Source organism: Roseimaritima sediminicola (assembly GCF_009618275.1).
GTDB lineage: Bacteria > Planctomycetota > Planctomycetia > Pirellulales > Pirellulaceae > Roseimaritima > Roseimaritima sediminicola.
Map to the genome: position 1 here is coordinate 1 of NZ_WIAD01000030.1, position 22,308 is coordinate 22,308.

Annotated in this window: 19 protein-coding genes and 1 pseudogene; 8 read left to right on the plus strand and 12 right to left on the minus strand. The window is 64.2% G+C overall.

Annotation, left to right across the window (positions count from 1 at the left end):
• Window positions 1–399 precede the first annotated feature (399 nt).
• A complete protein-coding gene (locus GE027_RS14555) occupies window positions 400–1,440 on the minus strand; it encodes an arginine N-succinyltransferase (protein ID WP_153557940.1) in 1,041 nt (346 codons plus the stop codon).
• Between the two features lie 183 nt (window positions 1,441–1,623).
• On the opposite strand from GE027_RS14555, the gene GE027_RS14560 reads away from it, so the two are divergent.
• Window positions 1,624–4,209, plus strand: coding sequence for a DUF3656 domain-containing U32 family peptidase (locus GE027_RS14560; RefSeq protein ID WP_153557941.1), 2,586 nt, complete (start codon window positions 1,624–1,626; stop codon window positions 4,207–4,209).
• Window positions 4,210–4,315: 106 nt separating this feature from the next.
• On the opposite strand, the gene GE027_RS14565 is transcribed toward GE027_RS14560, so the two are convergent.
• From GE027_RS14565 to GE027_RS14575, 3 genes are read right to left on the minus strand one after another with little or no spacing between them, the layout of a single operon-like run.
• Complete coding sequence (locus GE027_RS14565; protein WP_153557942.1) at window positions 4,316–4,771, minus strand: SRPBCC family protein; 456 nt, start codon at window positions 4,769–4,771, stop codon at window positions 4,316–4,318.
• Between the two features lie 13 nt (window positions 4,772–4,784).
• The gene (locus tag GE027_RS14570) at window positions 4,785–5,405 is read right to left on the minus strand and encodes a class I SAM-dependent methyltransferase (RefSeq protein ID WP_153557943.1); all 621 of its coding nucleotides are present in this window, start codon (window positions 5,403–5,405) and stop codon (window positions 4,785–4,787) included.
• A 4-nt stretch (window positions 5,406–5,409) separates the two neighbouring features.
• Window positions 5,410–8,808, minus strand: coding sequence for a DUF4332 domain-containing protein (locus GE027_RS14575; RefSeq protein ID WP_153557944.1), 3,399 nt, complete (start codon window positions 8,806–8,808; stop codon window positions 5,410–5,412).
• 348 nt (window positions 8,809–9,156) lie between these two features.
• On the opposite strand from GE027_RS14575, the gene recG reads away from it, so the two are divergent.
• Entirely contained in the window at window positions 9,157–11,358 is a 2,202-nt protein-coding gene (gene recG / locus GE027_RS14580) for an ATP-dependent DNA helicase RecG (protein ID WP_153557945.1), read from the plus strand.
• A 549-nt stretch (window positions 11,359–11,907) separates the two neighbouring features.
• Here recG and GE027_RS14585 read toward each other — a convergent pair.
• The 7 genes and pseudogenes from GE027_RS14585 to aroF all read right to left on the minus strand — a co-directional run bounded on the left by GE027_RS14585 (window position 11,908) and on the right by aroF (window position 16,621).
• Window positions 11,908–12,456 carry a flavoprotein gene (locus GE027_RS14585; protein ID WP_153557946.1) on the minus strand — a complete coding sequence of 183 codons (549 nt, stop codon included), beginning with the start codon at window positions 12,454–12,456 and terminating at the stop codon, window positions 11,908–11,910.
• Window positions 12,453–12,716 carry a DNA-directed RNA polymerase subunit omega gene (locus tag GE027_RS14590; protein ID WP_153557947.1) on the minus strand — a complete coding sequence of 88 codons (264 nt, stop codon included), beginning with the start codon at window positions 12,714–12,716 and terminating at the stop codon, window positions 12,453–12,455. The genes GE027_RS14585 and GE027_RS14590 overlap by 4 nt, the downstream gene beginning before the upstream one ends.
• A pseudogene (gene gmk / locus GE027_RS14595) lies at window positions 12,701–13,338 on the minus strand (guanylate kinase). The gene GE027_RS14590 and the pseudogene gmk overlap by 16 nt, the downstream one beginning before the upstream one ends.
• Window positions 13,313–14,197, minus strand: coding sequence for a YicC/YloC family endoribonuclease (locus GE027_RS14600; RefSeq protein ID WP_153557948.1), 885 nt, complete (start codon window positions 14,195–14,197; stop codon window positions 13,313–13,315). Before GE027_RS14600 ends, gmk begins: the two are co-directional and overlap by 26 nt.
• A gap of 47 nt (window positions 14,198–14,244) precedes the next feature.
• Complete coding sequence (gene secG / locus GE027_RS14605) at window positions 14,245–14,769, minus strand: preprotein translocase subunit SecG (protein WP_153557949.1); 525 nt, start codon at window positions 14,767–14,769, stop codon at window positions 14,245–14,247.
• Between the two features lie 59 nt (window positions 14,770–14,828).
• Entirely contained in the window at window positions 14,829–15,584 is a 756-nt protein-coding gene (gene tpiA, locus GE027_RS14610) for a triose-phosphate isomerase (RefSeq protein WP_153557950.1), read from the minus strand.
• Window positions 15,581–16,621 (minus strand): 3-deoxy-7-phosphoheptulonate synthase, encoded by a 1,041-nt coding sequence (gene aroF, locus GE027_RS14615; protein WP_153557984.1) that lies wholly within the window; start codon window positions 16,619–16,621, stop codon window positions 15,581–15,583. Before aroF ends, tpiA begins: the two co-directional genes overlap by 4 nt.
• A 245-nt stretch (window positions 16,622–16,866) precedes the next feature.
• On the opposite strand from aroF, the gene GE027_RS14620 reads away from it, so the two are divergent.
• The 6 genes from GE027_RS14620 (at window position 16,867) to GE027_RS14645 (ending at window position 21,215) form a co-directional block, all read left to right on the plus strand.
• A complete protein-coding gene (locus GE027_RS14620) occupies window positions 16,867–17,286 on the plus strand; it encodes a heavy-metal-associated domain-containing protein (protein WP_153557951.1) in 420 nt (139 codons plus the stop codon).
• Window positions 17,287–17,341: 55 nt separating this feature from the next.
• Entirely contained in the window at window positions 17,342–18,178 is an 837-nt protein-coding gene (locus GE027_RS14625; protein ID WP_153557952.1) for a sirohydrochlorin chelatase, read from the plus strand.
• A 117-nt stretch (window positions 18,179–18,295) separates the two neighbouring features.
• Window positions 18,296–18,874, plus strand: coding sequence for a DJ-1/PfpI family protein (locus tag GE027_RS14630; protein WP_261344055.1), 579 nt, complete (start codon window positions 18,296–18,298; stop codon window positions 18,872–18,874).
• 200 nt (window positions 18,875–19,074) lie between these two features.
• Entirely contained in the window at window positions 19,075–20,076 is a 1,002-nt protein-coding gene (locus GE027_RS14635; RefSeq protein ID WP_153557953.1) for a sugar phosphate isomerase/epimerase family protein, read from the plus strand.
• Between the two features lie 27 nt (window positions 20,077–20,103).
• On the plus strand, window positions 20,104–20,304 hold the full coding sequence (gene thiS, locus GE027_RS14640; RefSeq protein WP_153557954.1) for a sulfur carrier protein ThiS: 201 nt from the start codon (window positions 20,104–20,106) through the stop codon (window positions 20,302–20,304).
• A 2-nt stretch (window positions 20,305–20,306) separates the two neighbouring features.
• Entirely contained in the window at window positions 20,307–21,215 is a 909-nt protein-coding gene (locus tag GE027_RS14645; protein ID WP_153557955.1) for a thiazole synthase, read from the plus strand.
• A gap of 114 nt (window positions 21,216–21,329) precedes the next feature.
• Here the strand turns inward: GE027_RS14645 and GE027_RS14650 are convergent, their stop codons facing one another.
• Window positions 21,330–22,229, minus strand: a complete 900-nt coding sequence (locus GE027_RS14650; protein WP_153557956.1) for an ATP-binding response regulator — start codon at window positions 22,227–22,229, stop codon at window positions 21,330–21,332.
• Between the last annotated feature and the right edge of the window lie 79 nt (window positions 22,230–22,308).

Below are 22,308 nucleotides of genomic sequence, written 5' to 3' on the forward strand. Positions count from 1 at the left end.
TGCTGACTCCGGCGGAATCTGTGTACGGCTCGGAGCGATAAAAGACAACGTTTTCTCCCCTCTCCCCCGCTGCGCCGCGAGCGTCAGCGAGTGAAGCAGTGGTGGGAGAGGGGCCGGGGGTGAGGGGGCTCGGGTGCAACAGAATGACTGTTTGTGTACGCCTTTCCGATTCCCGCACCGCATCGAGATACGGAAATGGTGCTGCTCTGCTGGTCCCCCTCACCCCCAACCCCTCTCCCCCGAATCCTGACTCGCTTAGGCTCGCCAGGCTTCGGGGGAGAGGGGAGTAAACGTCTTTTTTTATGCATAGATTCCGCCGGAGCCAGCAAATCTCAAATCTCAAATCTCAAATCTCAAATCTCGACTCACCCCAAACTCTGGCGCGTTCGGCTACCGCAACTACCCATGGGGGCTCAGGCACCAGACGCTTTGGCCCTGCTCGATGCCCAGGGCGGCGGCCGTGGCGGGCGCGATCGCCAAATGCTCCGCCTCCTCCGGCTCGGCGACCGGAGCCAAAACGGCCCGGAACCCGTCTTGCATGCTGCTGACGATGTGCTGCGGCGCCGACGGATCGACGGCCCCGTCCAGCACGGCGGTGCGGCGGCGGCAGCGACGCACCGCGGCGATCTGGTCCACCGGACACTGCAGCACCGGGCCGGCGTCGAAGATGTCGATCAGATCGGTGGTCGCGAATCCTTCCTGTTCGAGCAGCGCGACGGCCGGCCGCGTCTCCTCGTGCACCTGCCCCACGGTCTCTCGAGCCTCCGCGGGCAGCAGATCCAGATACAGCGGGTAACGCGGCATCAGGTCTTCGATAAACGTCTTGGAAACGGTGCTGAGCGCGTCGGCTTGGGGAAAGTCGATGCCGAAGAAGGGACGCATCACGTGTTCCCAGAACGGACTGTAGCCGTGCACATCACAGCGGCCTCGCATTTCGGCGATGACGCGGTTGGAGAATCGATGGGGCCGCTGGGCCAATAGCGCGAAGCGCGACAGCGATAGCAACCGCCCGCGGCCCCGGCCCCGGTACGCCCTCAGCAGAAACAGGCTGCCGATCTCGCTGGGCCCGTCGTAGATGCGTTCCAGGTGCAGGGCCGTGTGCTCGCGCACCGTGTGCTGGAGGCCCGGCCGCTGCAGGCCAGCCGTACTGTGGTAATCGGTTCGCAGCCGGTAAGCGTAAAACGGTTCGTAGCCGCCGGTCTTGGCGTACAGCGTGGCCGTGCCCACCAATTGCCCGCTCTCGCTGTCCTCCATCACCAACACGTACGGCTCCCCCGAGGGCGACTCGCTGCGGCGGGTAAACGCGAAATGCGAGCGTTCGATGCGCTCGAGCAACTGAGCCTTGTTCAGCTGCAAACTGGTCAATCCCAGCGTGGCTTGGCCGGTCAACGCCGACAGCGCCGGCAAGTCGCTCAACTGGACGGCGCGAACGATTTCCATAACCGTAGCTGCTGACAGAAAAGGATGGTCTGGGACGACAAACGAAGGCGACCGGGCGAGGCCGCCCTGGCGAGGCACAAAATGCCCGTTTTGGCTCTGTCTGAAAACGCGAGCCTAGCGATACTATAGAACAGTTCTGGCCGCCGCTGGCCGTCCCGCAGCTCCGCGTACCTCCGAACCGCTATGTCGCCCGCTGAATCGCCCTCGCCTGAATCGCCCACGCCTGAATCGCCCACGGCCAAACTGCCCAGACCCGAGCTGCCCAGGCCCGAGCTGCTCGCCCCGGCAGGCCAGTGGGATTGTTTGACGGCGGCCATCGAGAACGGTGCCGACGCGGTGTACTTTGGGCTGGACTGCGGCTTCAACGCCCGGGCCCGCGCCAGCAACTTTCACGTCGACGAACTGGACCGCGTGGTCGAAACCCTGCATCGTCGCGGCGTGGCGGGCTATGTGACGGTCAACACGCTGGTCTTTGCCGATGAACTGCCGCAGTTGGAAAAGGTCCTGCGGCGCATCGCTCGCTCGGGCGTCGACGCGATCCTGGTGCAGGATTTTGGTGTGGCTCGGCTGGCTCGCGAGGTGTGTCCGGATCTGGACATCCACGCATCGACTCAGATGACGCTGACCAGTGCGGAAACCATCGCCGTGGCCCAGCGGCTGGGAATCAAGCGTGTCGTGTTGGCTCGCGAAATGTCGCTCAAGGAAATTCGACAGGTCCGCGGGGCGACCGAGATGCCGCTGGAGGTCTTCATCCATGGTGCGTTGTGCGTGGCCTATTCCGGGCAGTGTCTGACCAGCGAATCGCTGGGCGGCCGCAGCGCCAATCGCGGCCAGTGCGCCCAGGCCTGCCGCTTGCCGTACGAATTAATTTGTGACGGCGAGGATCGCGATTTGGGCGACGTCCGCTACCTGCTCAGCCCCCAAGACCTGGCCGGCTATGCGGCGATCCCCGACCTGATCGATGCCGGCGTATGCTCTCTGAAGATCGAAGGACGACTAAAAACACCGGAGTACGTTGCCAACATCACGTCGCACTATCGCGACGCCATCGACCAGGCCATGCAGTCGCGTGCGGTCAACCTGTCGCCGCAGGCCGTGGACGAGATGGAGCTTTCCTTTTCCCGTGGTTTTTCACTCGGTTGGTTGAACGGTTGCGATCACAAGATGCTGGTACCCGGCGAAGATTCGGCAAAACGCGGTATCCTTCTGGGCGTTGTCAAACGCGTTACCAATCGTTCGGTGGTGCTGGAGTTGTGGCGTCCGCTGTCGTTGGGGGACGGCTTGGGGTTCGAAGGCGGGCGCGAAGACGGCACGCAGCAAGGCGGTCGTGTGTTCGGTTTGCAGCGCGGTGGCAAAGCGGTCCAGCGGGCCGACGGTCAGGATCGCGAGGTCGAAGTGTTGTTCGGCAAGGGCGGCATCGATTTCAACCAGCTGTACGTCGGACAACGGGTGTGGAAGTCGGACGATCCGGATCTGAACCGGCGGCTGCGCAAGTCGTATCAGAATGAGGATCCGCAAACCCGCCGCCCGATCGATCTGGAAGTCCACGCGGTCGCCGGGGAACCGCTGCGAGTGACGGCCCGCGACGCTTTTGGACGCACCGCCACGGCGGTCGGTGACGCGGCTCTGGAGGTCGCGCGCAACCGAGCGGCCGACGAAGCCGCGCTGGAAGAAAAACTGGGGCGGCTGGGCGGCACGCCGTATCGTCTGGGCCGGCTGGCCGCTCGCATTCAGGGCGGTCCGATGGTTCCGGTCAGCCTGCTGAATCAACTTCGCCGCGCCCTGGTCGCCGATCTGCAGCAGCAAGCCGCGACGCCGCCCCCGCGGCAAGTCCGCGAGGGCGTGCTGGCAGACCTGCGGGCGACCGCCGAACCGACGCGGCAGGCAACGGATGCGTCGGCCGAGAGAGGGCCGCGGCTGGCGGTGATGTGCCGCAATCTGGAACAGTTGGCCGCGGTCGCCCAAGCGGGGATCGAAACCCTGTACGTCGACTTTCACGACGTCCGGCAGTACGGCGAAGCGGTCAGCATCGCGCACGCCAACAACGCTCGACTGGCCATCGGTTCGGTGCGAATCCAGAAGCCCGGCGAGATGGGGCTGCTGAAAGTCCTGCGTCGTCACCAGCCCGATGGCATCCTGTGTCGCAATCTAGCAGCGATTCAATTTTGTCAGGATGAAGGCATCGAAGCGATCGCCGATTTTTCGATGAACATCGTCAATGATTTGTCGGCTCGTTGGATGCGGTCGTTGGGCGTCAGCCGGATCACGCCGTCCTACGATTTGAACCGCGAACAATTGATGGACTTGGTCGACGCCGTACCGGCGGAGTGGTTGGAGATCGTGATCCACCAGCACATGCCGATGTTTCATATGGAGCACTGCGTGTTTTGTTCGGTGATGTCGCCGGGAACCAACAAGACGAATTGCGGTCGTCCCTGTGACCGGCACGTGGTGCAGCTTCGCGATCGGATCGGCACCGAACATCCCCTGCATGCCGACGTGGCCTGCCGCAATACGCTGTACAACGCTGTGCCTCAGAGTGCGGCGGAAGCCACCGGCGAGTTGGTCGCCGGCGGCGTGCGGCAGTTCCGTATCGAGTTGCTGGAACAGTCACCGGCCGAAGCCGTTTCGATCGTCAATACCTATCGTCAGCTGTTGGCCGGCGAGAAGAGCGGATCGAATGTGTGGCAAGAATTAAAAGCGCTCAACCGAGTCGGCGTCACCCGCGGCACGCTGGAAGCCAAACGCAATCCCCTGGCGATCATCTAAGCACGTCGGAAAGATGGAACCGTGGGCTAGCGCCCTTCGGCTGATGGGAAAAACCGTGGACTGGTGCCCAGACACATAATGCGATCCTTTCGCTGATCGGCGAGTTCTACTGCGAGGGGGCGCTGGCGTGACCGCTTTCGAGTTTTTCCTTCAGGCTTCGCAGTTCCTTGGCAACAGCGTCACAGCCCTGTTTGTTCATGAGCCAGCCGAACAAAAAGAACACGATCCTGAGGAAGCCCTTGCCCGTGACGGTGGATTCCTGAGTCACTCGCGTGCGACCGTTTAAGTCGTCGAAGCGATACTCGGCCTCGATGTCGAAGCTCTTTCCGGTTAGGTGGATCGCGGATTTGGTGGGCGGTTCCCAAACCGTGATGACGCCGTCGAATTCCATCCGGCGTCCTCTCTCTTCGGTGACGCAGCGAAACGTCGTGCCAACGCCATCGTGGTCCTCGAGCACTTCACTCTCGACGACCGTCAGGCTCCACTCCGCGACCTTGTCGTTGGTGTAGGCGAAGACTTCATCGATGGGCCGATCGATCTCGATACTGGCTAGACTGTGCATGTGCCAATGGACCTTAGCGTTTTTGGTGGACTTGGATGTCGTAGGGGCCGCGGAAGCTGACCAAGAGCGCTCCGGCGGCGGCGTGCCGCAGAAACACCTGTTCAAAAAAATCCGCTTCGCCGGGCCAAGGATACGCGAAGACGACGTCGAAGTCGTCCAGCGCCAGGTCCAAGCGATCGTAGAGGGACTCGGCGGCGTGCCCCAGCGAGGGCAGATAGGGATCGTCCGCCAGGCGTTCGGCGCGGCGGGGCAGAAAATTGCCGTGCTGCAGTTCGACCGGTTGTTGCCAGAGGGCGACGATCTGGCGGGCTTCTTCGAGCAGAGCCGCTTCGGCTTCCACGGCCACGACGTCCCAGCCCAAGCTGGCGGCCACGCAGGCGTTGACCGCCAAGCCGCAGCCCCACTCGATAAATCGGTTGCCCTGGGGCAAGCGAGCTTCGGCGATCCAGTGCAGCGTTTGATAGACCAGACGATGGTCGCTGGCAACAAACTGTTCGACCTTGGTCGAATCCAGCCGGTCGTGAAAGGCTTGGGTGACCGCAAACGACCGATCGAGCAATCGCCCGACTTCCGAAGAAATCGGGCGATCGGCCAGGTTCTCCGGCACTTCGATACGATGCAGTCGCGGCCTCACCGAATCAGGCGGCGCGCAGTTCGCGATGGTGGCCGGCGTACTCGATCCACGCGGTGATCTCCTCGAGGTCCGGGGCATCGGAGCCGCGGAGGATTCGTTTGCCGGCGGTGGTATCGACCACGGCGGTGATCTCCGAGAGCAGGGTCTGCGGATCGTAGCCGATCAATTGTTCCGGTTCGTAGATCCCGGCGGCGACCAACAACTGGGCGTCGTGCCCACGCAGCATCGGGATCCGGCAAACCAGCGCGGACTGACGTTGCCACGAGCGGACTTCTTCGCCATCGATGCGACGATTGTTCAATTCCATCGCCACCTGTTCGGCGTCGGCTGTGAGCAGGTCGTCGACCGTGTACAGGCCGATCTTTTCCAGCTTGTTCGCCGTGCGTGGTCCGATCGTCGGAGCGTCGACGATGGGGCTTTTGCGTTCCAGATAGAAACGCCATTGCCGCTCGGTGCCCGACGTCGCCGAGGCGACCTCGGTTTCTTCCGTCGCCCGCGGCGACATGCTGACGACGTCCTGAGCGATCTCGTGGCGCTGGCCGGATTCGCTGCTGCGGCGTCGACGGCGTTGGCTGCGGAGACGTTCTTTGCGCGAACGTGACGAGCCCGCAGGGCGGTCCTGCGTACCGTCGTAACCGCTGCGGTCAAAGCCTTCGGCGTCCCGCGCGGCCGGGGCGAAGCGGTCGGCTTCGGCGGCCGGACGCGGCGCTCCGCTCAGCGATGCCGACGCGCGGTTGTTGTTCGTGCTCGGCGAGTTCTGGTGCCGCGGGGCGCGGCGACCATGCCGACCTTCGCGAGCCACCGAACGGTTCGCTGCGGCGATCCAGCTGGTGATCCGCGACAGTTCGCTGCTGCTGCCGCTGCGGAGGATCTGACGACCTCGCTCGGTCGCGAAGAACGCTTCGACTTTCTCGAGCAGTTCGCCCGGATGCATGCCGGCCAGGCGTTTGGGATCGGTGATGCCGCAGCCGACCAGCACGCGAGCGTCGAAGGCGCGCAGCTGGGGCACGCGGCACATCAGTCGAGCTTCATTCTGCCAGCGCCGCACGGCGTGTTCGTCCACCTGTGGCATTCCCAGCGAGTCGGCCAAGCGAGCCGGATCGGCCGCCATCAGTTGGCCGATTCGCGACATACCGACGTCGCGCAGACGGGCCGCCGCGACGGCATCGACCGATGGGGCCTGATCGACGGGGCTGTCGGCAGTCAGGAAGAACGGACTGGGAGCCGCATCGCGGCGCGGCGACGTATCGGCGGGCCCGGCGGAAGCGGCCGGTTCGTAGCGGCGAGCCGAGAAGTTTTCGGGATTGGGATACGCCGAGTAGACTTCCAGCGGCGGTGTGGTCGTGCGAGGCGCCGGATCGGCGGCGAAGCCGATGTAGGCTTCGCGCCAAGCCATGTCCAGATCGCGGTTGATGTCCAGCGGGGCGTACCGCGGCGCCGACGGCTGGATGACGGTGCGGTGTCCCTGCGAGCGCAGGTGGTGGATCGTGCCGCCGCGAAGCGACACGCGGTCGGCCACTTGGCGGCTCCGCGTCAGCAGGATCGTTTGATGCCCGGCATCGGCAAAGTCCAAGACGGTTTCCAACCAACGCGGCAACGCGGCACTGTACTCGTGCCGGTACTCGCCATAACCGTCGTCGTAACGGACGGTCGTCTGAGAAAGCGAATCGAGCAGGCTGGGCGTTTCGATCAACAGCGGTACGCCGTGGCCGCGGCGGGCCAGTTCGTCGACGGCGGCCAGCCGAATCGCCAAGGCGGCGATGTAACGATCGTCGTTGGGCAGGTAGTTGTCGCTGCGGCCGTCGATCGAGATGCCCTGGCCGATCGCCGGTTCGTAATGCGTCCCGGCGACCGTCGGTTCGGCGCCGCGCCAACGGATGTCCTGGTAACGACCGCCGGACAGTCGCTGCAGCCAATGGCTGGCACGCGGGGCGAGCGACGATTGATGCGTGGTGACCGGACGACGCAGGCGGGCGATCTGCTGCAAGCAGGTTTCCCGCTGACGCAGGTAGTCGCCGCGGCGGGTGTCGCGGGCCAGCAGGTCGCGGACGTGATCCAGTTCCCGCACGATCGCGGCACGCTCTCGCAGCTGCGGCCGCGGGGTTCGTTCCGGCAACCGGGCACGCTCCGAACGCAGCCGGCGCAGTTCGGTGAGGCTGGTTTCCAGGCGGTTGAGCGTACCGTCCAGCTCGCGGGCGGTCTCCGTGCGGTCGTTCTCCAGGCGTGCGATCCGCCGCTCGTGGGCGTCCCGATCACACCACTGCGCGGAGCAGCCTTCGCTGAGCAACCACTCGTACAGGTGCGGATGGTCCTGGCACTGCCGCCAGTCGCCGAAGGTGGCCTCGATCTGCTCGTGCGAGACGTGGTGTTCGGTGGCGATCCGCTTGAGCATCTCGCTGCGATGGCGGACCAGGTGATCGATCTCCCGCTGGGTCGCTTCCAGTCTCGCTTCCAGGGCATGCAGCGATTCTTGTTCAGGCGTCGCGCCACAGCGGCAGCCCGATTCGTGCTGGAGGTCCGCGTCGAGGCGATCGCGGAGCTGGCGGATGTCCCGCAGGGTGCGTCCCCAGCGGAGCAGTTGACCGTCCAGGTCTTCCAGTTGCCGGCGATGGGTTTCGGCGATCGCCCGGCGGGTGGAATCGACGCGAGGGACGCCCGCGTCGGCCTTCAGTTCGGCGTCGATCTCGGCCAGAACGCGTCGCAATTCGACCTCCTGCTCACGCAGCCGCCGGATATCGCTGTCGACATCGGCTTCGCACTCCAGCAGCCGCAGCCGCTGGGCGTCGTGTTCGGCGCACTGTTCCTGCTCGGCGGCCAAGCGATCGATCTGGGCCAGTTCGGCAATCAATTCCGTTCGGCGTCGCTCCAGGCCGGGAATCGGTTCGGCGTCCGGTTCCAGGTCGGCCAGCAGGCGATCGAGTTCGGCGATACGACGTTCGAGACGGGTGATTTCGCCGTAGTGCGTCGGCGCGGCCATCACGGTCGTGTCCAAGCCGGCTCGCTGGGCCGCGACGACGGCCGAGAGGATCGACTGATGGTTGCTGGTGGTGACGATTCCGTCGATGATCGCCGGCGACCAGGTTTCGAAACCGGTGTGGGAGGCCGGCTGGGACGAGAGCGAACGGCCGCCTCGCGGTTCCAGTTGGGTGCTGTAGCGTCCATCGGAATCGCGAACGCAGTGCCAGAGGCCATCGCGGGCGGCCCACACGACGCGTCCCCGCTGGGGGTCGGCCAGATTGCTCAACCGACGATCGCCCTGCATCATCTCGCGCAGGAAACGCAGGACCGTGGTTTTACCCGAGCCGGAGGGGCCGAGAACGGCGTTCAGTTTGGGAGAGAAGGGTCCCAACTGCACTCGCTGCAGCGGTCCCTGTTGGTCGATATCGATCCGTTCCAAATACATGTGTCTGGCTCCTCCTTGGCCGACAAAGGACTGGGGTGCCACCCGAAACGTCGCAGCCAGCGGCGACCGGGGGGCGGTCGAGTCAGCTAGCACGCGGGAAGGCGGCCTCATGCGGGTCTGGAACGGAACCGTTCGTTGGGTCGATGGCATCGGAATCCATTCCGTCGGGGTAGGCTAGCGAAAGCGCCAACGGCGGGGATAGAGCGATCCGGGAAAATTTTGTCATTTTGATTCAAGTCGTCCGAGCGGACTTGCGCCGTAGCTGAAGTCGCCAGACTTTGGATGGTTGCTGGTGTCTGGTTGCGGTATAAAACACCGATTCCCTTCGCCGCTCTTTCGTTGACTGCGATGTCCGAACACTCCACTGCCCCGCCGGCTGACTCGTCCGATTCCGCGGCACCGCTGCAGCTGTCCAGCGACTTGCAGTACTTGCCGGGCGTTGGGCGCGATCGAGCTCGCTTGCTCGCCCGGCTCGGCTTGCGGGCCGCCGGCGATGCCCTGTTCTTTTTTCCTCGCGACTACGAGTTTCCCTCGGCCCTGACGCCCCTGAACCAGCTCCGCGAGGGCGTTCCGGCAGCGATCGTCGGGACGATCGCCGAGATGGAAATGCGGACCGCGGCGGGCGGACGCACGACGCTGGGCATCCTGATCGAGAACGAACTGGGCGCGGTGCGAGTGATGTACTTCAACCAGCCCTATCGCCGCGAAAACCTCCAGCGCGGCATGCGCGTGTTGGTTTCCGGGACGCCAAAACTGTCGGGATTGCGGATGCAGTTCACGCATCCCCAGCTGACGCCGCTGGCCCTGGACGAGCCGCCTCCGGCAGGCCAGATCCTGCCCCTGTACCCGTTGACCGAAGGCATCAAGCAGCCGCAGCTGCGACGCGTGATCGCCGCGGTGGCCGGCGAGCTGGCCGGTCAGGTCCCGGAGGTGCTGCCGGAGGAGCTACGCCGAGACGCGGGAGAACGGCTGGGAACGCCGCTGCCGGAGATCGGCGAAGCCCTGCGCCAGATCCATGTGCCGGACAACCGCGAGCGTTTGACGGCCGCTCGCATGCGGCTGGTGTTCCAGGAATTGTTCGTGCTGCAGTTGGCGCTGGCGCTGCGCCGGCGGCGGCTGACCACCGACTTGGCCGCTCCGCCCCTGTCGCCCAGCCCCGCCATCGACACCCGCATCCGTAAACGCTTTCCCTTCGCCCTGACCGGCGACCAACAGCGGACGATCGACGAGGTGGGGCGCGACATGGCGCGGCAGTTCCCGATGAACCGCTTGGTGCAAGGCGACGTCGGCAGCGGCAAAACCGTGATCGCGCAGTACGCCATGCTGTTGGCCGTGGCCCACGGGCATCAAGCCGTCATGATGGCCCCGACCGAGATCCTGGCTCGCCAACACTTCGCGACGCTACAGAGAGCGATGGCGGGCAGCCGCGTGCGGTTGGGTTTGTTGACCGGGACGCTGCGCTCCGCCGAGCGACAGCAGGTTTTGGACGCGATCGCCGCCGGCGACGTCGATGTGGTCGTGGGCACCCAAGCCCTGCTGTACGGCGACCTGCAGGCGGCGAAGCTGGGGTTGGTGGTGATCGACGAACAGCACAAGTTCGGTGTGGGCCAGCGGGCGGCGCTTCGCAGCGGTGGGCTCGACCCCCATTACCTGGTCCTGTCCGCCACGCCGATTCCCCGCACCATGGCGATGACCCTGTTCGGCGACCTGGACGTCAGCACGCTCCGCGAAAAACCGCCGGGACGCAAAGCCGTCAACACCTACCTCGCCCGCGACGGTTGGCGCGACCGCTGGTGGCAGTTCGTGCGGCAGCGGCTGGACGAAGGCCGCCAGGTGTACGTCGTGACGCCACGGGTGCGCGACGGTGGCGATGAGCAGACGTCCGACGAAGAAACGCTCGGAGCGGATGACTTCGCCGGCGACAATGGTGCTGCGGATAACGTTTCGGCGGCCGAGGTGGTGTACGACCAGCTTCGCGAAGGACCGCTGGCCGATTACCGCGTGGGGCTGCTGCACGGGCGGATGAGCGCTGCCGAGAAGGAAGCCGCGATGCAGCGGTTTGCCGAGGGCCGGACCCAGGTATTGGTCAGCACGACGGTGATCGAAGTGGGGATCGATATCGCCAATGCCACGGTGATGACGATTCTGGGCGCCGAACATTTTGGGCTGGCCCAGCTGCATCAGCTCCGCGGACGCGTCTCGCGGGGGCCGGTGGCCGGGCACGTGTGCGTGTTCACCGACGCCGAAGGATCGCCCGAGGAGAACGAGCGGTTGCAGGTATTTGCCGACACGTCCGACGGATTCGATTTGGCCGAAGCCGATTTTCGGCTCCGCGGTCCCGGCGACTTGCTGGGCACGCGGCAAAGCGGGATGCCACCGATGCGAATCGCCGATCTGCAGCGCGACCAGGCCATCCTGCAGGTGGCTCGGCAATTGGCTCAGGAGATCATCGACGCCGATGGCGACCTGTCCGACCCCGCCTATGCGGCGCTAAAGAAACAAGTCCTGCGCCGCTACGGCAAAGTGCTGGAACTGGGCGACGTGGCGTAGGGTTGTTGGTTGTTGGTTGTTGGTTGTTGGTTGTTGGTTGTTGGTTGTTGGTTGTTGGTTGTTGGTTGCCGTAGCTGAACTCGCCAGAGTTTGGAAGTTCGAGTTTGAGTGGCGAGTGGCGGTTTAAATCGTGCTCGTGCTCGTGCTCGTGCTCGTGCTCGTGCTCGTGCTCGATTTGCGATTTGCGATTTGCGATTTGAGATTTCCTGGTTCTAACGGAATCTATGTAAGGGGTGCGAAGCTCGGGCGCAGCAGCCACGCCAGTGGCGACATGTGGTAGCCCCAGACGCGAGCCTGGGGTGCCGCCCCCACACCCGCGCGCCAGTCCCAGAGGGACGACACGAATTCCAGGGCCAGACTTCCTGTCGCCCTTCCAGGGCTTTTGTTCGTGGTGTTTACGTTTCCCCAGGCTCGCGCTTTGGGGCTACCACAATCAATCGCTCCGCGATTTAGGAACATTCGTTCCCATACATCGAATCAGCAAATTGACAATTGGCGGTTTGCAATCAGCGTTTGGGACGCTTGCTGTCCAAACTCGGGCGAGTTCGGCTACGGCTCGCTGAGCAGGGCTTCGGCGGCGGCTTGGATCGCCTCGGGTTCGCTCATCCGGCCCGCGCCGCGCTCGCGGCAGCTCAGCCAGCCCTCGTCGGGACCGACGAAGTGGACGCCGTCGGCGCGGAGCTGGGCGACGTTGCGCTGGACGGCCGGCTTTTCCCACATCACGTTGCTCATCGCCGGCGCCAGCAGCGCCGGGCACGCGGCCTGCAGCCAAAGGGTGGACAGCAGGTTGTCGGCGATCCCGTGGGCGAATTTCGCCATCAGATCGGCCGTGGCCGGGGCGACGATCAACAGGTCGGCGTCCTGGACGACTTCGATGTGGGCGCCCAGGGGATAGCGAGCCGGATCGAAGCTTTCGCCGGCCACCGCAGCGCCGCTGAGGGCCGAGAGCGTCGAGGCGCCGATGAAGTGCTGGGCCGCGGGCGTCATGACGACGCGAACCCGATGCCCGGACTGGACCAATTGGCTGACCAGCGTGGCCGTTTTAAACGCGGCAATCCCCGCGCCCACGCCCACGACCAGTTTGCCAACGCGGCTCATAAGTCCATCGATTCCAGATCCGGACCTTCGCTGGCGGAAGCCATCTCTTCCAGCGAAATCACTTGGTTGTCCATGTTCAGCATGATTTTGTCCTGCATGATTTCTTGCAGCACGATGGACATTTTGTCATGCGTGTCCACGTTGACCAGGGCGCGGCTGCCCTGATTCAGCTGGACCATCCGCTTTTGGATCAGCGTGCTCAGCTTGAAGCGGCCGCCGACTTTCTTGACGATCTCTTCTTCTTTCAGTTCTTCCAGCATGGCGTCAGCCGTCCTGATATTGTTTGAGAATGGTGCAGATCTCGTCGACCGCCCGTTCGACTTGATCGTTGATGACGAGGTGTTGGTAGTACGGCAGGGCTTCGTATTCGGCGTCGGCGGTGGCCAGTCGAGCCGCGATCTGAGCGTCGGTTTCGGTCTTGCGAGTCCGCAGACGTCGCTCCAGTTCCTGGCGGTCGCCGGGGTGGATGAACAGCGTAATCGGATCCAAGTCGCAGCGCATCACCTCGAGAGCGCCTTCGACGTCAATCTCCAAAATTACCCAGTTGCCGGCTTTTAGGCCAGAGGCAACCGGCTGGCGGAGGGTTCCATACCAACGGCCGAGGCCGAAAACCTCCTTGCATTCCAGGAAGGCGCCCTCGCTGCGCAGCTGGGCAAAACGCTCGGGCGTCAGGAACTGGTACTCGCGTCCGTCGACTTCGCCGGGCCGCGGATGACGCGTGGTCGCCGAGACGCTCAACTCCAGCGGCAGCGGGCACTTCTGCAGCAAGCGCCGGACAACCGTCGATTTTCCAGCACCGCTGGGGCCGGATATGACAATTAAACGGCCCAGGGCGGTCTGCCGCACCTGCTCGGGTTTACTCAATGTTTTGGGCCAATTCACGCATCCGCTCCAAAGCGCATTTCATTTCAACGACGTGTGCGGAAATTTCGCTGTCCGAGGCTTTGCTGCCGATCGTATTGGTTTCGCGAAACATTTCCTGAATAACAAAGTCTAGCTTACGGCCGTTGGCGCCCGGGGCCCCCAGATGAGCGGTGAAAGCGTCCAGGTGCGCCTCCAGACGAGTGGCTTCCTCGCTGATATCGCTGCGATCGACAAACAGCTGGACCTCGCGAAGAATATCCAGCTGGGCGACTTCCAGGCCCTTTTCGGCCAGGTAAGCGTCGACGCGGCTCTGCAAGCGATCGCGATAGGCGGCCACAACCTGGGGAGAGCGAGCGACGATGCCCTGGAGGTGTTGGGCGATCGTGCGGCAATCGGCCTCCAGCGATCCCTGCATCGCCTGGCCTTCTTGGTCGCGCATCTCATTGAGGTTCTCGATCGCCGCTTCGAGCACCGTCTGCAGCTCCGACCACAGCGCCTGCTGGTCGTCCTCTTCCGCGTCCCGTTCGCGCACCGCCCCGGGCAGGAGCGCCAATTGGGTCAGGTCGATGGGCGCCGCGGCGTACAGTTCGCCGTGCAGCTTGTCCAGTTGCTGGTAGTAGCCTTTGACGACCGACGCATCGATCTCGTAGCGACTGGCCTGGTCGGTGCGCTCGCGTCCGGCTCGGCACTGCACCGACCCGCGGTGCAGACGCCGCCGCAGCAGCGCTTCAACGCGCGCCTCCAGCCCGCCGAGCGTCTCGTCGAGTCGCGTGGTCAGTTTCAAGCCGCGGTTATTGACCGTTCGCAATTCGACACTGATCAGGCCGAACTCGCCGCTTTGGCGGGCCTGACCCTGGCCGGTCATGCTGCGTGGCATCGCGTTGCCTCGTCGTCCGCTGGGGGGCTCGTTGCCTGGATCACGACTCAGGGTTCGGAGGTTTCGCTTTCGGGGGCTTCGTCGGCCTCCGCGGCGTCGTCACCCGCGGCGTCGTCACCCGCAGCATCGTCGCTAGCGGCGGGGGTCAGCGTGACGTCGTCGGCATCGCCCGCCGCGTCGGCGTCGTCCGTTTCGAGAGCGCCGAGGCCGGGTTCGCCGAGGTCGGTATCGGTGGGTGAGGGGAACGAGAGGGTCGTCGCGTCTTCGGGTTCACGGCTGATCAGCCCGGGAACGTCCTCATCGAGGTCGTCTTCGGTCAACTGCGGTTCGCCCAGCGAGGCGGTTGCCACGGCGCACAGTCCGATCCAGACCAGGGCCACGACGCTGGTGATCTTGGTGAACATGTCGCCGGCTTTGCTGCCGAAGGCGCTCTGGCCGCCGGGGCCGCCGAGGGCGCCGGTCAGACCGCCCCCGCGTCCGCGTTGGACCAGGACCAATAGAATCAGGAAAATCGACAACAGCGACATGGTCCATCCCAGGAACATGCCGACGAATCCGAAAACAGGCGTCATGACGAAAGGGCTCCCCTGTGGCAGGGATCGATGGGATGCGGGACGGTTTGGTTTAAACGTTAGGCTGCAGCAATGATTTGCAGGAAGTCTTCGGCTTTCAAGCTGGCGCCGCCGACCAGGGCACCGTCGATGTTCTCTTGGCCGAGCAATTCCTTGGCGTTGGCCGGTTTGACGCTGCCGCCGTACTGTAACCGGATTTGGCCGGCCACGTCTTCGCCAAAATCTTCGGCCAGCAGTTTGCGGATGAAGGCGTGCACGGCTTCGGCCTGTTCGGGGGTGGCGGTCAGCCCCGTGCCGATGGCCCAGACCGGTTCGTAGGCGATCACGATGCCGGCGGCCCGAGCTTCGTCCAGTCCGGCCAGCGAGCCCTTGACCTGCTCGCGGACGACCTGTTCGGTTTCGCCCGTTTCGCGTTGCTGCTGGGTTTCGCCCACGCACACGATCGGAATCAGGTTGCCGGCCAGGGCGGCGTGCAGTTTCTTGCTGACGTCCGCATCGGTTTCGCCGAACAACTGACGGCGTTCGCTGTGGCCGAGGATCACATAGCCGCAGCCGATATCGGTCAGCATTGCCGCGTTGACTTCGCCGGTGAAGGCTCCGTCGCCTTCGGCGCACAGGTTCTGGCCGCCCAGGGCGACATGGGTGCCGACGACGCATTCTTCCACCGCGGCCAGGTACACCGACGGCGGGCAAAGGACGACTTCGACATCGGTCGAATCGCTCAATCCGTCGACGACGCCTTTCGCCAGGGCGGCGGCGGAGTCGCGGCGGGTGTTCATTTTCCAGTTTCCGGCGATCAGGGTGCGACGGGTCACGCGGCGGCCTCGGGGTTAGGTGGTGAGATGGTTTTGCCAAGCAGTTCGGCCATGCTGCGCATGCGCTGGGCCAGTTCGGCGTATTGATCCGGCAGCAGCGCCTGGGGGCCGTCACTCTTGGCGACTTCGGGTTGGTCGTGAACTTCGATATGAACCCCATCGGCACCGGCGGCCAATCCGGCCAGGGCACAGGGCGGAATCAGGTCCGGTCGCCCGGTGGCGTGGCTGGGGTCGACGATCACCGGCAGGTGGGTCAGCCCGGCCAGGACCGGAACGGCGGCCACATCGAATAGGTTGCGAGTGCAACTGTCAAAACTCTTGATCCCCCGCTCGCAGAGGATCACGTTGGGATTGCCCTGGGAAAGCACGTATTCGGCGCTCATCAGCAGGTCTTGGATCGTGGCGCTCATGCCCCGCTTGAGCAGGACCGGCCGCGACGATTTGCCGACCTCGGTCAGGAGCACAAAATTCTGCATGTTTCGGGCTCCCACCTGCAACACGTCGGCGTACTCGCTGACGACCTCGACGTTGCGGGGGTCGGTGACTTCGGTGACGACGGGCATGCCGTATTTCTGGCCGACGTCGCGAAGGATTTTCAGGCCCTCAACGCCCAGCCCCTGAAAGGCGTAAGGGCTGGTGCGGGGTTTGTAGGCGCCGCCGCGAAACAGATTCGCTCCGGCCGCGCGGGTGGCTTTGGCGATCCGGTCCATCCGCTCCGGTTCCTCGACCGAGCAGGGGCCGGCGATCATGCCCAAGTGACCACCGCCCACCTTCACGCCGCTGATGTCGATCACCGAGCGCTGCGGATGGGCTTCCAGGGAAGCCAATTTGTAGGGCGGCAGGACGGGAATCACCTGAGCGACCCCGGGGATCGAACGCAGGGAATCTTCGGAAATCTTGTCTTCGTCACCGATAATGCCAACAATCGTGCGGTAGGTGCCACGGCTGAGGTGCGCCTGCAGCCCTAACGCTTCGACGCGTTCGACGACGTGGTCGACCTGTTCTGTAGAGGCACCGGTTTTGAGGATCAGGATCACGGCGTTTTTGGGCGGATTAGGGGAGTGTTTGCGATAATGCTCGGGCGGATATAATGACGCCTTGGCCATCGATGTCATAGGTTCCCGCGGCACGGTGGGGAGCCTAGTGGGTCGTATAAACGGCGTAATGTAGCAGCGCAGCGGTAAATCCGTCGAGGCCGCCGCCGGCTGGCCGTCACAACCGGCCGCAGACCACCTTTGTCCCGTGTCCGATTTTTTTCTTTCCGCCAACGAGGACCCCTCCCATGCGTCTTGCCGCCTATATCGTGGCCATCCTGGTCGCCGCCGGACTGATCTATTACGTCAGCCAGAGGCCCCAAGGGCCACCGGTCGCCGAGAGTTCACCAGCCGAAGTGGCGGTCGACGCCGCGGATCAAGCCATGGTCGACCAAGTTGACGGCGAAGCCTCCGCCGCAGCCGGTCCGACCCAGTTGGTGACCCTCAGCGTGCCCAAGATGCACTGTGCCGTGGGTTGCTACCCGACCGTCAAGGAAACGCTGGAAAACGAGGCCGGCGTGGTCGAAGTCGAATTGGCCGAGCAGAAGGAAGAAGGCGTGATCGACAATCGCCAGGTCAACGTCAAGGTCGCCGACGGGTTTGACCCCCAGTCCGCGATCGAGGCCCTGGCCGAAGCCGGCTTTGGCGACTCCAGCAAAGTTAATTAGGTCCTGCCGAGTAGCTTTCGGCGGGCCGTCGACCCCCCAGTCGCAGACCTCTTCCATGAACGCTCGCCACGCTGACTCGCCCGGCGGTCTGTTGATCGTCGGGCACGGAACCCGCTGTGAGCAGGGGGCCGCGCAGTTCGCTCAGCTGATCGAACGGCTGCGGGGGCGGCTGCGGCAGCGGATCGATGACCGCCCGGTCGAAGGCTGCTTTCTCGAGCTGCGGCCTCCCGATATCGCCGAGGCGTGGCAGCGGCTGGTCGCGCAGGGCGTCCGGCGCATCCACGCGGTGCCGCTGCTGTTGTTTTCCGCCGGGCATGCCAAGCGAGATATCCCCGCGGAGCTGCATCGTTGTGCGTCCGCAACGCCCGGCGTCGCGTTGGACTTTGGCCGCGCCCTCTCGCGGCGTCCCCAGGTGATCCGCCGCAGTTGCCAGCGGGTGCTGCAGGCGGCTGAGAGATTCGCCGGCGCAGCGGGCTCGGGCCGCGAGGGCGAGTCCGGCAAGGCGGGGCGTTCGGTGCTGGTGATGGTCGGCCGCGGGACCCCGGATGTGTGTGCCCAGGCCGATATGCGACTGTTTTCGGAGTGCGTCTTTCGCACGCTCCGCGATCACCATGCCGCCGGCAATCGCGGCGGATTCGCGGCGGTTCGTACGGCGTTTTATGCGATGGCCCAGCCCGCCCTGCCGGGCGTGCTGGACGCGGTCTGCCGCCGGTATCCGGACGCCTCGGTCGTGGTCCAGCCGCATCTGTTGTTCGCCGGTCAGCTCGAGCGAGCGATCGAAGGCCAGGTCGCCGAAGCGCGGCGGCGCCATCCCGGCTGTCGCCTGGTGGTCGGCCGTCCGCTGGGGCCGCACCGCCTGATCGTCGACGCGCTCAGCTCATGTGGTTGTTAGTTGTCGGTTTTTGGTTGATGATCGTCGTAGCTGAACTCGCCAGAGTTTGGGGATAGGTTTTAGTGGCGAGTGGCGAGTAGATTTGAGACCCAGCAACCAGCTTGAGGCTAGAGAACATTGAGCCCTTCCAAACCCAAAGTCTTGATCATCATCGGCGATGCGGCCGAGACGCTGGACACGATGTACCCGTTTTACCGTTTGCAAGAAGCCGGGTTTCAGCCGGTCGTGGCCGCGCCGCAGCGGCGGCGGTATCAGATGGTCATGCACGAGGTCAAACCGGGCTGGACGATCACCAAGGAGTGGGAGGGCTACACGATCGAAGCCGATATCGCCTTCGCCGACGTGGATCCCGAACAGTACGCCGGAATCCTGTTCTCCGGCGGTCGCGCTCCGGAGTACATCCGTTACGACGAGGATCTGGTGCGGATCACCAAACATTTCTTTGCCGCGGACAAACCCATCGCCAGCGTGTGTCACGGCGTCGAGATCCCAGCCTATGCCGATTGTGTGCGCGGCCGGCGGATGGCGACGGTCGCCAAGTGCCGGTTCGACTTGGAGGTCTGCGGCGGCGTGTTCGTCGACGAGCCCTGCGTGGTCGACGGCAACCTGGTCTCCGGGCGAACATTCCACGACAACGGACACTACGTCGGGCCCTGGATCAAGTTGTTGGAGAAAGCCTGTCAGCCAGTGGCATAGGCTTCCAGCCTGTGAAAGTAGCACGGCTGTCTCAGCCGTAAAAAAACCGCTTCTCGGCTGGGACAGCCGAGCTACTCTGTGGCATAGGCTTCCAGCCTGTGAAGAAACCAGTGGCATAGGCTACCGTCCTTGAAAGGCGCCCCCGGGGCGGTCAGAATGCAGCGGCTGGGCCAATCAACCTTTCAATGGAGTTTCACGCCATGCCACGTCCGGTCACCTTGTTCACTGGTCAATGGGCCGATCTGCCGTTCAGCGAGATGGCTCAGATGACCAAGGATTTCGGCTACGACGGAATTGAGTTAGCCTGCTGGGGCGACCACTTCGAAGTCCAGCGAGCCAACGAAGAGGACGGGTACTGCCAACAGAAACGCGAAGCCCTGGACCAACTGGGACTGCAGTGCCACGCGATCAGTGCTCACTTGGTCGGCCAGGCGGTGCTGGACAATATCGACCAGCGGCACAAGGCCATCCTGCCGGATTACGTCTGGGGCGACGGCGACCCGGCGGGCGTCAACGAGCGGGCGATCGAGGAGCTGAAGGCGACCGCTCGGGCGGCTCAGAAGTTCAACGTCGACGTCGTCAACGGCTTTACCGGCAGCAGCATCTGGCACCTGCTGTACTCCTTCCCGCCGGTGCCCGAGTCGATGCTCGAGGCCGGTTTCGAGCTGTTGGCCGAGCGTTTCAATCCGATCCTGGATGTGTTCGGTGAGTGCGGGGTGAAGTTCGCTCTGGAGGTGCATCCCACCGAGATCGCCTTCGACATCCACACCGCGCGGCGAGCTCTCGAGGCGCTGGACAATCGTCCGGAGTTCGGCTTTAACTTCGACCCCAGTCACCTGATCTGGCAGGGTGTCGACCCGGTGCAATTCATCCGCGAATTCCCCGACCGGATCTATCACGTGCACATCAAAGACGCCAGCGTGACCCTGGACGGCCGCAGCGGCATCCTGGCCAGCCACTTGAATTTCGGGGATCCTCGGCGCGGTTGGGATTTCCGATCGCCCGGTCGTGGCGACGTGAACTTCGAAGAGATCATCCGCGCCTTGAACGTGATCGACTACCAGGGGCCGCTGTCGATCGAATGGGAAGACAGTGGCATGGAGCGAACCTTTGGGGCCCGGGAGGCTTGCGAGTTCACCAAGAAACTGGACTTTGCTCCCAGCGGTCGCGCTTTCGATTCCGCTTTTGACGACGGTACTTGAGCCCTTCGTACTGAATGGGACAGCGTAATGAATGTGACAGTAAACGGCGTGGCGGCCGAGTATCCCGACGGCGTGACCATCGAGCGACTGGTCCAGTTGGCCGATGTGCCGCCGAATTACTTGGCTGTGGAAGTCAACAAGGACGTGGTGCCGCGTGAGCAGCACGGCACGCATAGGCTGCGCGACGGAGACACCGTGGAAGTCGTGACCCTGGTGGGCGGGGGCTGATTTTGAATTCGCACCCCCCCCGGCCGGACTCTTCAGCCTGCGACGCGGCGACGCCCGGCGAAAGCGGCAGCGGCGACGACGGTTTCGAAGTCGCCGGCCGGCGGCTCGACAGCCGACTGATCGTGGGCACCGGCCGCTACGACACGATGCCCGCCATGCGGGATTCGCTGGCGGCCTCCGGCGCCCACTGTGTGACGGTCGCCGTGCGACGGGAAAAATTGTACGACCGCAGCGGTCAGAACATCTTGGACTTCCTGGATCTGGATCGCTACATCCTGCTGCCCAACACGGCCGGCTGTTACAGCGCGACCGATGCTGTCCGGGCCGCTCGCCTGGGCCGCGAGATCCTGCGGACGCTGGAAAACCCCGGCCAGGACTGGGTCAAGCTGGAGGTGCTGGGCGACAGTAAAACGCTGCTGCCCGATCCGGTGGAAACGCTGCGAGCCTGCGAGCAACTGGCCGCCGATGGCTTTGATGTGCTGTGCTATACCAGCGACGACCCGGTCACCGCGCGGCGATTAAAAGCCGCCGGTGCGGCCAGCGTGATGCCGGCGGGCAGCCCCATCGGTTCCGGCCAGGGGCTGCTGAACCCGAACAACCTGCGGATCATCCTGGAGTATTTGAAGGACGACGATCCGGATTACCCGGTGATCGTCGACGCCGGGGTGGGAACGGCCAGCGACGTGGCCGAAGCGTTCGAGTTGGGCGCCGACGCGGTGCTCCTCAATACGGCCATCGCGCACGCTCGCGATCCGGTGCGGATGGCCCGGGCGATGGGTGCGGCCGCGGCGGCCGGCCGCGACGCGTATCTCGCCGGCCGGATCCCCAAGCGGTTGTACGCCACGGCCAGCAGCCCCGAAGAGGGCGTCATCAGCAGTCGGCCCTACGGCAGCCAGCCCGTGGGCGAATGAGATTTGAGATTTGCTGACTGCGGCGGATTCTATGTAGGGCGTGCGAAGCTCGGGGCGCAGCAGCCACGGCAGCGGCGACATGCGGGAGCCCCAGGCGCGAGCCTGGGGTGTCGCTCACTCCTCTTCTTGTTCGCCGCTGTGGCGGTGTTTGATCATCGTGATCTCGTTGCCCCGCTCGTTGTGGTGGACTTCGTCCATGAAGCTGTAGATCAGCATTAGGCCGCGACCGTTTTCCCGCATCAAGTTCTCGGGATCGGTCGGGTCGGGGATGATCGAAGGGTCGAAGCCGCGACCTTCATCGGCGACGATCATCTTGATCTGATCGGTGGTCAGCTCCACGGTCAGCGTCACGCGGCGGTCGCGGTAGGGCGGCGTTTCGCAGCGCTCCTGACGCAGTTTCATGTACGCCTCGTGATCGGTGCGAAGGTCCGAGGACAGTTCCAGGTTGCCGTGGTCCATGGCGTTGAGCACCGCTTCGGTCAGCCCCATCGAGATCTGAAACAGGCCGGTTTCGTCGCCATAGTCGAACGTCCGCAGGTCGGTCTCGAGGTGCTGGACGAGGATCGGGACCAGGTCCTGGTTGTTGCCCAGCACGAATTTCGAGCGCGACTCGACCAGCGTGTTAAGGATCTGCTGGCGGGACTTTTGGGCTTCGAGCAATTCGACGATGCCCTGCAGGGTCGACAGCAGGGCGGTTTCCATAAAGCGTTTGGGGATGTAGCTCGCCGCGCCTTTCTGTAAGGCTTCGGCCGCGATCGTCTCGGTCCCGTCGTGGGTGATCAGGATGACCGGGATCGATTCGTACCGGCGACGCATTTCCTCGACCAACTGCAGCCCGTTCATGTTGGGCATATGCAGGTCGGTCAGGACGACGTCGCATCGCTGTCGCTCGAGCGCCTCGAGGGCGAGCAGCCCATCGGCAGCCGTGACCGCTTCGTAGCCCGCGTCCTCCAGCATGATGCGGATTTGCGTGGCTTGGGTGGGGCTGTCCTCGGCGATCAGGATTGAAGTCATGGGGATCCGTCGCGGTGAAGCAGAAACAATCAACCGTGCGCGGCGTTGGCCGGCCGCAAACACGATTCTAATTCATGCG

Excerpts from the sequence above, each read along its gene's own strand:
- GE027_RS14555 (WP_153557940.1), bottom strand. The coding sequence starts at position 1,440 with ATGGAAATCGTTCGCGCCGTCCAGTTGAGCGACTTGCCGGCGCTGTCG.
- GE027_RS14560 (WP_153557941.1), top strand. The coding sequence starts at position 1,624 with ATGTCGCCCGCTGAATCGCCCTCGCCTGAATCGCCCACGCCTGAATCG.
- GE027_RS14565 (WP_153557942.1), bottom strand. The coding sequence starts at position 4,771 with ATGCACAGTCTAGCCAGTATCGAGATCGATCGGCCCATCGATGAAGTC.
- GE027_RS14575 (WP_153557944.1), bottom strand. The coding sequence starts at position 8,808 with ATGTATTTGGAACGGATCGATATCGACCAACAGGGACCGCTGCAGCGA.
- recG (WP_153557945.1), top strand. The coding sequence starts at position 9,157 with ATGTCCGAACACTCCACTGCCCCGCCGGCTGACTCGTCCGATTCCGCG.
- GE027_RS14585 (WP_153557946.1), bottom strand. The coding sequence starts at position 12,456 with ATGAGCCGCGTTGGCAAACTGGTCGTGGGCGTGGGCGCGGGGATTGCC.
- GE027_RS14590 (WP_153557947.1), bottom strand. The coding sequence starts at position 12,716 with ATGCTGGAAGAACTGAAAGAAGAAGAGATCGTCAAGAAAGTCGGCGGC.
- GE027_RS14600 (WP_153557948.1), bottom strand. The coding sequence starts at position 14,197 with ATGCCACGCAGCATGACCGGCCAGGGTCAGGCCCGCCAAAGCGGCGAG.
- secG (WP_153557949.1), bottom strand. The coding sequence starts at position 14,769 with ATGACGCCTGTTTTCGGATTCGTCGGCATGTTCCTGGGATGGACCATG.
- GE027_RS14620 (WP_153557951.1), top strand. The coding sequence starts at position 16,867 with ATGCGTCTTGCCGCCTATATCGTGGCCATCCTGGTCGCCGCCGGACTG.
- GE027_RS14625 (WP_153557952.1), top strand. The coding sequence starts at position 17,342 with ATGAACGCTCGCCACGCTGACTCGCCCGGCGGTCTGTTGATCGTCGGG.
- GE027_RS14635 (WP_153557953.1), top strand. The coding sequence starts at position 19,075 with ATGCCACGTCCGGTCACCTTGTTCACTGGTCAATGGGCCGATCTGCCG.
- thiS (WP_153557954.1), top strand. The coding sequence starts at position 20,104 with ATGAATGTGACAGTAAACGGCGTGGCGGCCGAGTATCCCGACGGCGTG.
- GE027_RS14650 (WP_153557956.1), bottom strand. The coding sequence starts at position 22,229 with ATGACTTCAATCCTGATCGCCGAGGACAGCCCCACCCAAGCCACGCAA.